General features: G+C 68.4%; 9 protein-coding genes and 6 tRNA genes. 9 read left to right on the plus strand and 6 right to left on the minus strand.

Annotation, left to right across the window (positions count from 1 at the left end; genetic code table 11):
- Positions 1-36: 36 nt before the first annotated feature.
- The gene (locus ABZX12_RS19965) at positions 37-1,929 is read left to right on the plus strand and encodes a heparinase II/III family protein (protein WP_355695026.1); all 1,893 of its coding nucleotides are present in this window, start codon (positions 37-39) and stop codon (positions 1,927-1,929) included.
- A 98-nt stretch (positions 1,930-2,027) separates the two neighbouring features.
- Here the strand turns inward: ABZX12_RS19965 and ABZX12_RS19970 are convergent, their stop codons facing one another.
- From ABZX12_RS19970 to ABZX12_RS19980, 3 genes are read right to left on the minus strand one after another with little or no spacing between them, the layout of a single operon-like run.
- A complete protein-coding gene (locus ABZX12_RS19970) occupies positions 2,028-2,612 on the minus strand; it encodes a DUF664 domain-containing protein (RefSeq protein WP_355695028.1) in 585 nt (194 codons plus the stop codon).
- 58 nt (positions 2,613-2,670) lie between these two features.
- Positions 2,671-3,222, minus strand: a complete 552-nt coding sequence (locus tag ABZX12_RS19975) for a GNAT family N-acetyltransferase (protein WP_355695030.1) — start codon at positions 3,220-3,222, stop codon at positions 2,671-2,673.
- A gap of 8 nt (positions 3,223-3,230) precedes the next feature.
- Positions 3,231-3,779: a DinB family protein gene (locus ABZX12_RS19980; RefSeq protein ID WP_355695032.1), complete on the minus strand. Its 549-nt coding sequence runs from the start codon at positions 3,777-3,779 to the stop codon at positions 3,231-3,233.
- A 286-nt stretch (positions 3,780-4,065) separates the two neighbouring features.
- Between ABZX12_RS19980 and ABZX12_RS19985 the strand changes: the two genes are divergently transcribed.
- Entirely contained in the window at positions 4,066-6,909 is a 2,844-nt protein-coding gene (locus ABZX12_RS19985) for a glycosyltransferase (protein WP_355695034.1), read from the plus strand.
- On the opposite strand, the gene ABZX12_RS19990 is transcribed toward ABZX12_RS19985, so the two are convergent.
- Together ABZX12_RS19990 and ABZX12_RS19995 are read right to left on the minus strand one after the other, a co-directional pair.
- Positions 6,906-7,313, minus strand: a complete 408-nt coding sequence (locus ABZX12_RS19990; RefSeq protein ID WP_355695036.1) for a hypothetical protein — start codon at positions 7,311-7,313, stop codon at positions 6,906-6,908. The genes ABZX12_RS19985 and ABZX12_RS19990 overlap by 4 nt on opposite strands.
- A gap of 97 nt (positions 7,314-7,410) precedes the next feature.
- Complete coding sequence (locus tag ABZX12_RS19995) at positions 7,411-9,144, minus strand: alkyl sulfatase dimerization domain-containing protein (protein ID WP_355695038.1); 1,734 nt, start codon at positions 9,142-9,144, stop codon at positions 7,411-7,413.
- Between the two features lie 671 nt (positions 9,145-9,815).
- Between ABZX12_RS19995 and ABZX12_RS20000 the strand changes: the two genes are divergently transcribed.
- Complete coding sequence (locus ABZX12_RS20000; RefSeq protein WP_355695040.1) at positions 9,816-11,525, plus strand: SulP family inorganic anion transporter; 1,710 nt, start codon at positions 9,816-9,818, stop codon at positions 11,523-11,525.
- 788 nt (positions 11,526-12,313) lie between these two features.
- Here ABZX12_RS20000 and ABZX12_RS20005 read toward each other — a convergent pair.
- Positions 12,314-12,389, minus strand: a tRNA-Thr gene (locus ABZX12_RS20005).
- A 1,030-nt stretch (positions 12,390-13,419) separates the two neighbouring features.
- On the opposite strand from ABZX12_RS20005, the gene ABZX12_RS20010 reads away from it, so the two are divergent.
- The 6 genes from ABZX12_RS20010 to ABZX12_RS20035 all read left to right on the plus strand — a co-directional run bounded on the left by ABZX12_RS20010 (position 13,420) and on the right by ABZX12_RS20035 (position 14,613).
- Positions 13,420-13,495, plus strand: a tRNA-Pro gene (locus ABZX12_RS20010).
- Between the two features lie 93 nt (positions 13,496-13,588).
- Positions 13,589-13,662 (plus strand) — tRNA-Arg (locus ABZX12_RS20015).
- A 2-nt stretch (positions 13,663-13,664) separates the two neighbouring features.
- Positions 13,665-13,738 (plus strand) — tRNA-His (locus tag ABZX12_RS20020).
- 58 nt (positions 13,739-13,796) lie between these two features.
- Positions 13,797-13,870, plus strand: a tRNA-Leu gene (locus tag ABZX12_RS20025).
- A gap of 72 nt (positions 13,871-13,942) precedes the next feature.
- On the plus strand, positions 13,943-14,389 hold the full coding sequence (locus ABZX12_RS20030; RefSeq protein ID WP_355695042.1) for an HNH endonuclease: 447 nt from the start codon (positions 13,943-13,945) through the stop codon (positions 14,387-14,389).
- Positions 14,390-14,520: 131 nt separating this feature from the next.
- A tRNA-Ser gene (locus ABZX12_RS20035) sits at positions 14,521-14,613 on the plus strand.
- Positions 14,614-14,628: the final 15 nt, after the last annotated feature.

Genomic DNA, 14,628 nt, shown 5'->3' on the forward strand with positions numbered 1-14,628 from the left:
ATAGGCATGCCTTCGGGCATGCGGGGAGGACCCACGATGCCCGCGAGACATCTGCGCACGAACGGTGCGACCCTGCGACTCACGATCACGCTGCTCGTGAGCGCTGCCGTGCTGGGCGCCGTCCTGGTGATCCCGTGGGGCGGTTCCGAGCCCGAGGCAGCGCCCGACCCGACCGTGAGCCACACCCCGGAGCCGCCGACACCGCCGCCGGCGCCGGCGCGGCAGAACATCTACACCTGCCCGGCGTACAGCGGGATCGACTCCGCGAACCCGGTCGCCAACCTCGCCAAGGACACCTTCACCTGGGGTACGACGCCGCCCACCAAGGTCGGCGACGGCAAGGGGAACGTCGACTGGCGGATGAACCCGGACAAGAACCCCAGCTGGTACATGTGGCTGCACTCGCTGCGGTGGCTCGGGCAAGGGATCAACGCGGCCGCGAAGGGCGACAAGGCCGCGCTGCAGCGGGTCAGCGCGATCGCGCGCGACTGGGTCGACGACAACCCGTACTCGTGGAAGTCGGACGTCGGTGCGTACGAGTCGACGATGCACCGCACCAACGTGCTGATCTGCCTGCGGCAGGCGGTGCTGTCGGGCCTGCGCGTGAGCAAGCTGCCGGCGACGTACGCCTGGCTGGACAAGGCGCTGCTGCAGCACGCGTGGTTCCTGCAGAAGAACTACAGCGGCGACTGGAACCACGGCACCGACGAGAGCCTGGCGCTGTTCGGCGTCGGCTGCACACTGAAGCGGGACGATCTGAAGAAGGTCGCGACGGACCGGCTGACCAGCGCGATCAAGACCTCGATCGACACGCAGGGGTCGACGAACGAGCAGTCGACGGCGTATGCGCAGTTCAACTACGCGCTCTGGGGACGGGCCATCGACGTACTGCGCAAGTGCGGGGCCGACCCCGGTACGACGATCACGGCGCGTCGGCGGGAGCTCGCGAAGTGGCTCGCGCTCGCGACCAACTCGCTCGGGAACCTGCCGCAGATCGGCGACTCCGAGGTGGTCCGCACGGTGCCCGTCACCGGGACGGTCCTGGAGTACGCCGGGACGCTCGGCGCGCGCGGGATCAGGCCGACGCAGCGGATCGGGATCTTCGACGCCGGGTACATCTTCGGGCGGACCGGCTGGGGCGAGAAGCGGCCGTTCACGCAGGAGTCGACGTACAGCATCCGATTCGGGCCGGCACGGAAGCTGCACGGGCACGAGGACCACACGTCGATCACCTACACGTCGCGCGGGCGGGACATCCTGATCGACGGCGGACACTCCGGGTACAAGTGGGACGACTGGCGGAGCTGGGCGAAGAGCCAGTTCGCGCACAACGAGCTGACCGTCGCGTCGACGGCCGCCGACCACCCGGACACCAAGCTGGTGCGCTCGTCGATCAAGGACACGTCGGAGTTCTACGAGCTGAAGGACAAGCTCGGAGCGGTTGACCGGACGCGGGGCGTGCTGGTGCTGAAGGACCCCGATCTGATGGTGGTGCTGGACCGCGGGACATCGGGTTCGGACCAGCAGTACTCGACGCTGTGGCACCTGCCCTCGGACCAGAAGGTGGTTGTCAGCGGCAATGATCGGGCGGTGGCGGCGCGGCCGGGCGACCGGGTGAAGACCACGCTGCTGCAGATCCCGTTCCAGCAGGAGACCACGCCGATCGAGGTCACGACCGGGCAGCAGACTCCCGTCCAGGGGTGGCACTACCTGACGATCGACAAGCGGGTGCCGGCGCCGGTGGTGAAGTTCAACAGGTCCGGGCAGAACGCGAACATCCTGTCCGTGATCGCGCCGAGCCGCGCCAACGCGACGGTGTCGTACACGACGTCGTGGCAGGGGTCGCAGATGATCCTGAACCTGACCGTCGACGGCGTCAAAACGGTGGTCGGGGTGTCCGAGGACGGGACGCTGCAGCGGATCAAGTAGCGGTGGCGGATCTCCAGCACTCATCAATCGCCGGTTTCGGTCCGCGCTGAGCGTGGACAGCGCCGAAGAAGGCGAGTTGTGTAGTGCTGGAGATCCGCTCAGGCCTTCTTGGCGCCGACCGGTTGCCAGTCGCGCGGCGGGTCCTCGCCGACACGGCCGTCGACGGCCTCGCGGATCAGGTCGGCGTGGCCGGTGTGGCGGCCGTACTCCTCGATCAGGTCGCAGACGAGCCGGCGCAGACTGGGGTGCCGGCCGTCCGGCCAGCTGATGTGCGCCGGCTGGCCGAGCCCGCCGTCCGCGATCGCCGCCGTCAACGTCTCCCGCGAGCGCGCGACCGCGCCGTCCCAGAGCGCGTACAACTCCTCCGGCGTGTTGTCGACGGCGGAGTTGAACTCCCAGTCGTTGTCGTCCCGCCAGCCGTTGTCCAGCCACGGCCCGCCCATCGGCTTGCCACGGAACTTCACGTCGAACATGTAGTCCTCGTTCGCCGCGAGATGCTTCAGCAACCCGCCGAGCGTGATCGACGACGCCCCGATCCGCGTGTTCAGCCCATCCGCGTCGAGCGCGTCCACCTTGTACCGAAACGTCGTCCGCAACCGGTCCAGCGCCCCGACCAGATGCTCCGCCTCACTCCCCGCCAGCGGCGGCTCCCACCACGGCGAAACCCACTCATCCTCAGCCATACCTGCACCGTAAACCCCATTCCGGACGGTCCCCTTCCGGAAAGTTCGTGGTCGGCGTTCATAGCGTGCGGCGGACGACGATGTTGCGCCTGGCTGTGGTGCGGTTCTCGGCGTACGGCGTGAAGCCGGCGCCGAGGAAGGTGCTGAGTACGCCGCGGCCCGGGTCGCCGGGCATCGCCTTCACCGGGTAGGCCTCGACGATCCGGGCGTCCGAGGTTCGCGCGTACTCGACGGCCGCGTCGATCATCGGTGCGGTCAGGCCGCGTCCGCGGTAGCCGCGCTTCACGAACAGGCAGTTGATCGCCCAGATCGTCTCGTCGCCGGGGTCGTCGATCGGCAGCGTGCGCGAGTGCATGATCGCGTAGTACGCCGTCCGCGGCGCGACCGCGCACCAGACCGCGGGCCGCGCGTCGACGTACCCGATCAGCCCGACCGGACTGCCCGCCTCGACGAAGCTCTGCAGCGCGGCGCGGTTCTCGGCGTTTCCGTTCGCGGCAACTTGTGCGGACGGCAACCGACGCGCCATGCACCAGCAGCCGCGCGTCCCGCCGCTCGGCCCGAACAACTCGAGCAGGTCGCCCCACCGCTCCTGATCAACTACCCGAGCCACCAACTCCATCACGCACGCCGCAGGTAGAGGTCGCGGAGCAGGCAGATCTCGGCGCCGTGGTGGATGAGTTCGACGTTCGAGTAGAGGATGACGCGCGCGATCGGCTTGTCGGCGAACGCGGGCGGGGCGGTGGGACCCTGCGGCAGGGCGAGGCCGTCGTCACCGAGGCGCCGTACGCCGTCCAGCCACCGCGCGTACACGTCGTCGAGTTGCCGCAGCGCTCCATCGGCGGTCCCCGCGAACTCGAATGTCGCGAGATCGGCCGGCGGACCGCCGAACCGCTTCGCGTTCGACTCCGCGAATCCCTCGATCAGATGCCCGAGCCGCCAGGCGATCGTGGTGACCGGCTCGGGCTCCACGGTCTCGCCGTAGTCCCAGGTGAACTCCCCCGCGCCGAATGACAGCTGCGCACGGCTCGCGCCCCGACGGCTGAGCGTCCAGCAGCCGTCGACCGGCTCCCAGAAGTACTCGTCGTCGGTCAGCCCGTCGAGCCTCGGCCGCAGCCGGGCCTGCCAGTGCGCGTCGATCTGGTCAATGACCTCGGCATTCCAGTCCACACCGGATGGTATTCGCGGCTAGTGTCCGGCTAGTGTCCGCAGCCATGAAAACCGAGCTCGGCTTCACCGAGGTGGAGCGCTACGAGGCCTGGGGCGCCGGCCAATGGCTGGGCGCTGGTCTCCTCCTGCTTGAGCCAGGCGCCTGAACCACCGGCGATCAATGTCAAAAGCTGCAATTTGCCGCGGATTTGCAACCATCTCCCGCCTTCACGACATCTAATCAGGTGTAAGAGGTCTAGTCCTGATCTCCTGCAGGGGAGCAGGAGCGCGTGGGGGGAATACCGCAGTGGATCGCAACACGAACAAGGGTCGGGCTGAGCAGGCGGCGCCGCCGGGCGGGGCGGCGTCGCCACGGGACGGGATCCCGGCGCTGGACGGGATGCCGGCGCGGCTCGACGCGCCTGTCCGGCTGCTCGTCGGGCCGGCCAACTTCGCGGGGCAGGGCACCCGCTGGGCTCGCGCGCTCGAAAACCGGGCGGCCAACACGAAAGCGACGTCGTTCGCCTTCTTCAAAGGCGTCCTCGACTACCCGGTCGACTACGGCGTACCGGCCCGTACGTACCGGCGTAATCCCAGGTGGCGGCTGAACTTCTACAACCACGTCGTACGCAACTACACGCACGTGCTGCTCGAAGCCGCCCGCCCGGTCTTCGGCCCGTTGCACGGCCCGGACGGGTCCTTCGAGATCCCGCACCTGCTCACCAAGGGCCTGCACGTGGCGCTCATCGCGCACGGTTCCGACGTCCGGATTCCCAGCCGGCACGTCGAGACCGAGCCCTGGTCGCCGTTCCCGGACCTCGAGGACGAGACCGTCGAACTGCTCGAGCGCAACGCCACCCGCGCCGCGGAGCTGTTCACGTCGTACCCGGGCCAGGTGTACGTCTCCACGCCCGACCTCCTCGACTACGTCCCCGACGCGGCGTGGTGCCCGGTGATCGTCGACGTCGACGCCTGGCGCAGCGACGCCCCGGTGCTCGAACACGAGAAGCCGGTCGTGGCGCACGCGCCGAGCAAGTCGGCCATGAAGGGCTCGGAGCTGATCGACCCGATCATGGAGCGCCTGGCCGAGCGCGGCCTCATCACGTACCGGCGAGTCGAGGGGATCGACCCGGCGGACATGCCGGCCGTCTACCGGGACGCCGACATCGTGCTCGACCAGTTCCGCATCGGCAGCTACGGCGTCGCCGCCTGCGAGGCGATGGCCGCGGGCCGGGTCGTGGTCGGCCACATCGCGCAGCACGTACGCGACCGCGTAGCCGCCGACACGGGGCTCGACCTCCCGATCGTCGACGCGACACCCGACACCATCGAGCAGGTCGTCCTCGACCTCATCGCAGACCCGGGGCGCGCCCGCGCGGTCGCCGCGCGCGGCCCGGCGTTCGTCGAGAAGGTGCACGACGGCCGCTGGTCGGCCGAGGCGCTGGCGTCGTTCGTCGAGCAGCCGGCTGCGGTGCCCGTCGACTGGAAGCCGTCGTGGATCCGGCCCAAGGTCGTCATGATGGCCGGCAACGACATCGTGTCCGACGCCCGCGTGCTCAAGTACGCGCAGACGGTGGCCAACTGGGACCTCGACGTCACCTGCATCGGCATCCCGGGGCGGCGGCTGCGGGGCGTGCGCCAGTTCGGCAAGGTGCAGGTGATGTGTCCGCCGATCCCCTCGAAGGTGCTGCTGACGGGGTGGCGCAGGCGGCTGACGATCGTCAAGGCCAACCTCCGGCCGTGGTTCAGCACCGAGGCGGAGTACCTGCTGGCCTACAGCCGCTGGCAGTACGCGAGTCGCGAGCTCCGTGCCGAGCGCGGCCGCGACCGCCGCGATCACGAGCGTAACGGGTCCGGACGGCTACGGCGTTCCCTGCTCGGGCGGCTGCAGCGTGCGGCGCGTTGGCGCACACTCCGGCTGCACCGCGCCGTACTGCAGGCCCGGGCGTACTTCGTCCGCCGCCCGCAACGCGACGTCGACCTCACGGACCTCGGTATCGGCAAGCGCCGCGCGCGGCTGCTCGCCCTGCACCGCCGCCTGCCGACGGGCCGCTGGCGACGGGTGATGCCTGAGGTGATGGACCAGGAGCTGACGCTGGGCCCGCTGCTCGACCGCCTCCTGATCGAGGTGATCCACGTGCACGACGTGTTCATGCTCGGCATCGCGGCACGCGCGGCACACCGGGCGGCGCTGGACGGGCGGACGGTCAAGATCATCTACGACGCCCACGAGTACATTCCCGGCGTACCGGTGGTGGCTCCGCGCAGGGTCGCGGCGTACAGCGATCTCGAGCGCGAGTTCATCCGCGACGCCGATCGTGTCATCACGGTGTCGGAGCCGCTGGCCCGCTGGCTGCAGCGCGACCACAAGCTCGCCGCGCTGCCCGACGTCGTACTCAACGCACCGGTCGAACCGCCCGTGGACGCCGAGGTCACTGGGGTACGCGAGCTGCTCGGGTTGTCGGAGGACGTGCCGCTGCTCGTGTACGGCGGGGGCGTCAACCGGGCCCGCGGCGTCGGAACAGTCGTCGAGGCCTTGCCGCAGCTCCCCGACGTACACCTCGCGATCGTCGCGCGGGCCAACTCCGTCACCGCGGAATTGCTGGCGCGCGCCGTGGAGCTGGGCGTGAGCGACCGCGTCCACCTGGCGCCGTTCGTTGCCGCCGAGGTCGTGCCGCTGTACCTGCGCTCGGCGAGCATCGGCCTCAGCCCGCTGCTGCACGCGCCGAACCACGACATCGCGGTGACGAACAAGTTCTGCGAGTACATCGCAGCCGGCCTGCCGATCATCACCAGCGACACCCCCGCGCAGGCCGATCTCGTGAATGAGCTCGACCTCGGTGCCGTCTACACCGCGGGCGACGTGGAAGGCCTCGCCCGGGCGATCAGCGCCGTACTCGCCGACCGCGACCGCATCGCCAAACGCATCGCTGACGACCCCGACCTCCTGCACCGCTTCTCCTGGTCCGCCCAGGCCGAGGTCATCCGCTCCGTCTACACCGAGGTCCTGGGCCAACTCCCCGCCGCCGCCTGGTCCCCAGAAGCCACCGTCGTACGCAAGCTTCTCCCCGGCCCACCCGAGCCCACCGAGACCAGATGGCACGCCTTCCGCAAAGCCCGAGCCGAGAAGCTCGCCTCAGACGGCGCCTAGCAGTATTCCTCGACGACGACCAATGACCGTTGGTCGTCAGCTTTGAACTCGGCGGCCACGAACTCGGTGTGGTCGCCGGGCGCGCGTCCATCGCCCGAGGTCCTCAGGTAGGGCCGGACAGTCGCCACGAGGTTCTCCCGCTCCGCGGTCGGTACCTCCTTGACCTCGTCGAGGTAGACATGCAGCACAGGCACAGCCGGGTCCCGCACCAAGTGCTCCAAGCGGCTCCACCGCAACTCGCCGCCTCGCATCCGCCAAAGCACGCCGCTCTCGTCGACCAACCGGAGGTCCCGGATCGGCGACCAGATCTCCAGGGGCTCGCCGCCGACCTCTGCGGAAGCGCGGACCTCCTCGACCACATCAGCAAAAGCCTGATGCTGCTCGGTCTTCCGCTTGTGCCCCATGCACCCACACTCGGTCTTCGTATCCGTCCAACGCAACGCTGTGTCGCACAAAGTGTGAGGCGATCTGCCGCCGAATCGCAGACCGCTGACAGGTGCCCTAGTCAGGTGTGACGATGCTGAAGTTCGGATCGCCGGGGTCGAGAAGCCGGAAGAGTCGGTCGAGGATCTGCGCGTCGCCGGTGACCTTGATGCCGGCCGCGGCCAGTGCGGCAGAGTCGGTCGTCGCGCCGGCGAGGGCCGGTAACGAGGCGCGAGGCAGGGTCAGGGTCAGGTCGGCGTCTCCGCGCTGTGACGCCGAGCTGTAGGTCAGAGCGCCGTTGGACAGTCGGAGCCGGTAGCGCTCGCCGTCGTCCTCGAGGACGACGTCGACGGACAGGGTCTGGTCCCATGCCCGGGGTCCGTCGATCTGGATCGCGAACGCGTCGAACAGCATCTCCGGGCTGAGGTTGGAGATCACGTCCGTGGATGCGGCCACGGTCGGAGTACCGAAGCCGCCCTCGCGGAGCTCGGTGGCACCGGACAGATAGAAGTTCCGCCAGGTGCCGTTCTCGGAGCCGTAACCGAGCTGCTCGTACGTGTCGGCGAGCAGTTCGCGGGCCGCGGCGTGATCAGGGTCGGCGAACACCACGTGGTTGAGGACCTCCGCGACCCAGCGGAAGTCTCCGTCGTCGAAGTACCGCCGGGCCTTCGCCACGACCGCGTCGGCGCCGCCCATGAACTCGACGTACCGTGTGGCGGCCTCGACAGGCGGATGCTGCCACAGGTGGGCAGGGTTGCCGTCGAACCAGCCCATGTATCGCTGGTAGATGGCCTTGACGTTGTGACTCACCGAGCCGTAGTAGCCGTGGGTGTGCCACGCGTTCTCCAGGGCGGGCGGCAGTTGGATCAGCTCGGCGATCTCCGGCCCGGTCAGGCCCTTGTTCAGCATCCGCAGCGTCTGGTCGTGCAGGTAGGCGTACAGATCTCGCTGGAGGGTGAGGTAGTGGACGGCCTGCTCGTTGCCCCAGGTGGGCCAGTGGTGCGAGGCGAAGACAACCTCGACCTCGGCGCCGAACAGGTCGAGAGTCTCGGTCAGATAGCGGGCCCAACCACGCGGGTCGCGGACCAGCGCGCCTCGCAGGGTAAGCAGATTGTGGAGGTTGTGGGTGGCGTCCTCGGCCGCGCACAGGGCCTTGTGGTCGGGGAAGTAGATCAGCATCTCCGAAGGCGCCTCGGTGTCGGGCGCCATCTGGAACACCATCCGCACCCCGTCGACGGTCTCCTCGTGCCCGGTGGTGGAGATGAAGTCGGTCGGTGCGATGAGCGTGATCGTTCCGGTCGAGGTCGTCTGCCCGAGCCCGGCACCGACCTGGCCGCGCGGCCCTCGGGCCAACGCCGCGCCGTACATGTACCCGGCTCGTCGGCCCATCGCGGTGCCGGCGTAGACATTCTCCGAGACCGCGTGCTCGGTGAATCCCTCCGGGGCGAGGATCCGCACTCGTCCGGCGTCCACGTCCTCCTGGGAGACCACGCCCTTCACGCCGCCGAAGTGGTCGGCGTGAGAGTGGGTGTAGATGACCGTGTGGACGGGTCGATCGCCCCGGTGTTTGCGGTACAGATCGAGCGCGGCGGCAGCGGTCTGTTCCGACAGCAGCGGGTCGATCACCACCAGCCCGGTCTCACCCTCGACGAACGTGACGTTCGACAGGTCGAGGCCGCGCGCCTGGTAGATGCCGTCGACCACCTCGAAGAGCCCTTGTCGCGCGACCAGTTGCGACTGCCGCCACAGGCTCGGGTGCACCGTGTCCGGCGCATCTCCGTCCAGGAACGCGTACGAATCGTTGTCCCACACCACCTCTCCGCCCGTGGCCCGCACCACGCCTGGGCTGAGCTCAGTGATCCGTCCCCGGGAGGTCGCATCGAAATCGGCAGTATCCGAGAGCGGCAAGGACTCGAGCGCCGCTCGGTGCTGCTCGCGGACGGGGGCACTGGCATCACGTGGAGTCGGCATGGCCCTGAGCCTGACCGCCCGGACAATCTCAGGCTTCACCCCTGCAGGATGACTGCGCCGCTGTCGGTGTCGGTCAGGCTTAGGTAGTGCGGATGGCCTCATCCTCATCGTCATCCGACGAGGATGAATGCCCGAACTCGTCCGCTCGGGGTGAGGCGGCTCCCCCGGGTGAGTTGCCAGGATCGTGCGGGTCGCGTCCCGGGTGGCTATCGGCGACGGAAAGCTCCACGCTGCCGAAGGCGGCGGCGCGAACAACCCTCGGCTCCGGCGGGCTGTCCACGGGCGGCGGGGTCCTCGCGGTGACCGTGTACAGGTCATCGCCGCGAGCACCGTGGCTGTGCCGGCGTTGGCCTACGCCGTTGCCCGCGATCGGCTCCGCAAACCGCTCGACGAACTGAAGCAGTGGCCGCAGTTCCACAACGCAGCGGTGATGAGCGTGCTTCTACTCGTCATCGGCTTCGACCTGCTCGGCAACAGGAATCAGCAGTCCGTAGTCCGACGAGGGAGACCGCATGACGCGCAGAGTCCCGTTACTGCTCGGGTCGTTCGTCGCGTACAGACCGCGTTGGGTGCGGCCGGATCTGGTCGCAGGTCTGACAGTTTGGGCGGTGTTGGTGCCCGAGTCGCTGGCGTACGCCACGATCGCCGGTGTCCCGCCGGTGGTGGGGCTGTACGCCGCGGTGCCCGCGCTGGTCCTGTACGCGCTGGTCGGAAGCTCCCGGCATCTGGTCGTCGGGCCGATGTCTGCGACCGCGGCGCTGTCGGCCGGAATCGTCGGCACCTTCGCCGCGGGCGGCAGCGAGCGGTACGTCGCCCTGACCACCGCGCTCGCACTGATCACTGGGATTGTCGGCGTGGCCGCCGGTCTCGCGCGGCTCGGTTTTCTGGCCTCGCTCATCTCCGAGCCGGTGCTGAAGGGATTCATCGTCGGTCTGGCGCTGACGATCGTGGTCGGGCAGCTCCCGAAGCTCTTCGGGATCGACGGCGGTGAGGGCGACTTCTTCACCAAGGTCTGGCACCTGCTCACGTCCTTGGACCAGACCAGCTGGGCAACACTGGCGGTCGGTCTGCTCAGTCTGGTGCTTGTGCTCGCGCTGCGCCGGTGGCTGCCGCTCCTACCGGGGTCGCTGGTGGCGGTCCTGCTCGGCATCGTCGCCGTCGCGGTACTCGACCTCGACCAGCACGGCGTGGCGATCGTCGGGCCGATCCAGTCCGGCCTACCAGCACTCGGCCTGCCCTCCGGGTTGGGGACAGATGACTACCTCGCGTTGGTGGGGCCGGCGGCGGGCGTTCTGCTGATCGGCTTCGCAGAGGGACTGGCGGCGGCCAAGACGTACGCCGCTCAAGCGGGTTACGACATTGACGCCAACCGGGAGCTCGCCGGCCTCGGTGTGGCCAACATCGGCTCCGGCCTCGCCTCGGGGATGGTCGTCAACGGCAGTCTGTCCAAGACCGCCGTGAACGGCGGAGCCGGAGCCCGCTCTCAGCTCAGCGGCCTGACCGTCGCCGCCCTCACAGTGGTGACGCTGCTGCTCCTGACCGGCCTGTTCGAGCAATTGCCGGAGGCGACCTTGGCCGCCGTCGTCATCGCCGCGGTCGTCGAGTTGATCGACATTCCCGCGCTGCGCCGGCTCTACCGCGTCTGGACCGAACGGCTCGCCGGCATCTACGGCCCGGCCGCGCGCGCGGACTTCCTCGCCGCCATCACGGCGATGCTCGGCGTCCTGGTCTTCGACACCCTGCCGGGCCTGGTCATCGGCATCGCCGTTTCGATCACGCTGCTGCTGTTCCGGGCCAGTCGGCCGCATCTGACGCGCCTGGTCCGGATCCCCGACGGGAACGGACTGTGGGTGGACGCTGATCGGCACCCGGATCTGCACCCGGAGCCGGGAATCGTGGTGGTCCGCGTGGAGTCCGGGCTCTTCTTCGCCAACGCTGACCATATCCGCGATCACGTCCGCGCCCTCGCCGTGGCCGGGGTCAGCGCCGTGGTGCTCGACGGCGAGACCATCCCGTTCATCGACGTCACCGCCGCAGGCATGCTCGACCAACTCAGCCATGATCTCGCCTCACATGGCGTCCGGCTCTACTTCGCTCACGACATCGGCCAGGTCCGCGACGTCCTGCACCACACCCAGTACGATTCCGGGCTCGTGATCTACCGAGACATCGACGCCGCGGTCACCGCCGCCCGTGATCACGTGCCGCGACCGCGCCAGTGATGCCCATGCACGGTCGACCCCGACACCCGCTCGTCGACCAGGCCTCTGGTCGCGCAACAAAGTTGCCGATAAGACTGCCTGCCGTCGGCGGACCGAACGGTGCCCAGAGCAACAAGCGCCTCCGGAGGCCTCCGGACGAGACAGTCCTTGGATGCCTCGGTAGGTGCCCAGTCGCCCTATCTGATGATCGTGTGGGGGCGCGACAACGGTTCAGTGCGCACCAATCGGGGTCCTTCCAGGCTTCTTTGACGATCGCGGCGGCGTCTCCTCGGACGTGGGTCGCGGCCGCGGCTTCGGCGGCTCGGCGAAGTCAGTCGGGTCGATCGTGACCCACTTCAGGCGGACCGCTCGCCGGAAGGCCCCGCTGAGGATCTGGTGAATGTAGAGGATGCTCGACTCGCCGAGCGACTCGCACGTATGCGGCTTACAGCGCTAGTCGCACTCGTGCGCGCGGATCGGTTCGATGATCGACCCGGGGTTTCTTGTCGCAGTGGTCGCGGCACCGCCGCACTTAGCTGTAGAACGAGTCCATCACGCCCGCATCGACTGCGCGGACCTCGACCCGACCGACTGGTGGGACGATCTGCTTGTCGACTTGACTACGGTTCTTCGTGGCCGTCTTGAACCCGAGCTTGGCTCGATCCCCGCCGAGCTGACACTTCGGCTTTCCCCTCTCCTTGCCCACGGACGAGAGCGCACGGCCGACTCGCACCACGACCGGCACCACGAAGGGGGACAAAGCAGAAACCCCCAGAGTCAGAAAATGGCCTCTGACCTGGAGGTTCTGGTGGAGCCGCCTGTCGGAATCGAACCGACGACCTTCTCATTACGAGTGAGACGCTCTGCCGACTGAGCTAAGGCGGCGTGTACCGAGGCAAGAGTGTAGCGGGAGGAGGGCGTGGATTCCGAATCGGATCCTTGGGGAGGTTACGCCGGGGCGTGACCGTGTGGTCGGGGTCACTCTGCAGACGGACGGCCCGGCGTGCCGCAGCGCCGTACGGCAAGCCGGCCGTTGGCGGATGGCGGGAGCAAGCCACCGCGTACGACGTGGCGCACACCGTCCCGTACGGCGGGGGGCATGCCGTCCCGTACGGCGGAGTGCACCGTCCCTCGGCGTGCGGCGGAAGCGCGCCGTACGACCGGGCGCACGTGGCCCTCACTAGGCGGCCCGTGACGCCGACAACATTCCGTACGGCGGGGCACGCCGGTGAGCGTCGTCTCTTGGCGTACGGCGGAAGCCCCGGCTCGTGGGTTCCGCTGTCCCGTGCGGCGGGGGTATCTCGCGACGTACGGCGGGCAGTGCGTACTGGTCCCGTCGGCGCTGGCGCGTGCGCCGTCCTGTGTGGTGAGAACACTCGCCGATTCCGGACCCGGCCGACGGAACTGGGTGGCGGGAGTATGCGTCGGAGGGGTGCGGGAATGACGGGGAAGAATTGCTCTGAGAAATGCGTTGACTTCACCACGAGTGTTGGGTGAGACTATTTCCCGCAAGCGACAGAACCTGAGGAGACAGATCGTGTACGGAACGCGAATCGCGAACGAAGCCTGGCGGCCCGGCCGCATGGCTTTGTCGGCGTGCCTGCGATCTGTGGGCGATGAGGCCTTCTACCACCAGCTCAGCCTGTGTTCGGGCGGTCCGCCTGGGTGATCTTCCGCTGGGGAGATCTCCACGCGAGCCGTCTGAGCCGGGTCCCGGCAGCAGGCGGCTCTTTTCTTTGCCCGGCAACGGGTCACGTCGGTGCGCAATGGTTGCGGACCGGATTCCAAACCCGCGTCACGAGGGTTCGACTCCTTCCACCGATGCTTTTTCCGGTATTCACGGATATCGGCACGAACAATTGACAACTGGACATTCATCGCAATTTCCCCGGGGACCGCGACGCCCCGGGGAGGACCAGCTGTAGGCCAGCGGCCAGGCCACCTCATTTGGGTTGAGGAGATCGGAGGTTCGAGTCCTCCCAGCTGGACCAGGCGCCCGCAGGATGCTTGCTACCGGCCGAGCGGGCGCCACAAGCGTGCCCTGCGCCGGAAATCCGCAGTACATCCGGCGCAGGGCGCCACGAACGCCCGTGGCTCAACCGGACAGAGCGCCTGCCTACGAAGCAGGAGGGTGCAGGTTCGAATCCTGCCGGGCGTGCTGTGTCCGAGGCAGAAGCGGGCGATGCGCCGGGATGTGGACCCGGAGGAAGCGGGTTCGAGCCCCGCCGGACACCCTGAGTGACACGGTTGCCACGCACGACGGTCGCCGTACGCAACAGAACGCAGTATTTCGCGGCTCTGGCCCAACTGGGAGAGGCGCCTGGCTTAGGGCCAGGAGGTTCAGGGTTCGAATCCCTGGGGCCGCACACACTGACCGACACCGTTTTCCCCGACCTGCTGACCGCGGGTCGGGCACACTGGAGGGGAGGAGGAACCACATGAGCGGTGTGATCGTCCTGAACGCCTCGTACGAGCAGCTGCACGTCGTGTCGATCCCGCACGCCATCCGGATGCTCGTCCGCGAGGTCGCGGTCGTCGAAGAGGCCCACGACGGCGCCAGCATCGGACCGTTCCCTCTCCCGCGCGTGCTCCGGCTCGTCCGGTACGTCGTGACGAAATGGCGCTACGCCTCCGGCCGCCTGCAGTACACGCGGGCCGGTGTACTGAAGCGCGACAAGTACACATGCGCGTACTGCGGCAAGCTCGGCGCCACCACGATGGACCACGTGGTGCCACGATCACGGGGCGGACGTGGCGAGTGGCTGAACGCCGTCGCCGCGCACTCGACGTGCAACGAGAAGAAGGGCTCGCGCACACCGGAAGAGGCCGGCATGCCGCTGCTGTGGCAGCCGTGGATCCCTTCCCGTGCCGAGTTGGCGCTCTGACGCGACACCCACCGGTGCCGCCGACGAGCGCGATGCCAGGTGGGCGACGGTGACCCATCCTCGGTTCTGACCCGAGGCCCCGCAGGTTCGAGCCCTGCCCTGGCAGCTGTACGCCGTCACGCTGACGGCCTGGCAGAGTAAGCCGAGTTTCGGCCTAACGGCAACCGTCTCGAAAACGGTCTGTCCCTCAACGGGGCGTCAGGGTTCAAGTCCCTGCTCTGCCGCATGTACACCATCGA

This window comes from Kribbella sp. NPDC003505 (assembly GCF_040610875.1).
Taxonomy (GTDB): Bacteria; Actinomycetota; Actinomycetes; order Propionibacteriales; family Kribbellaceae; genus Kribbella.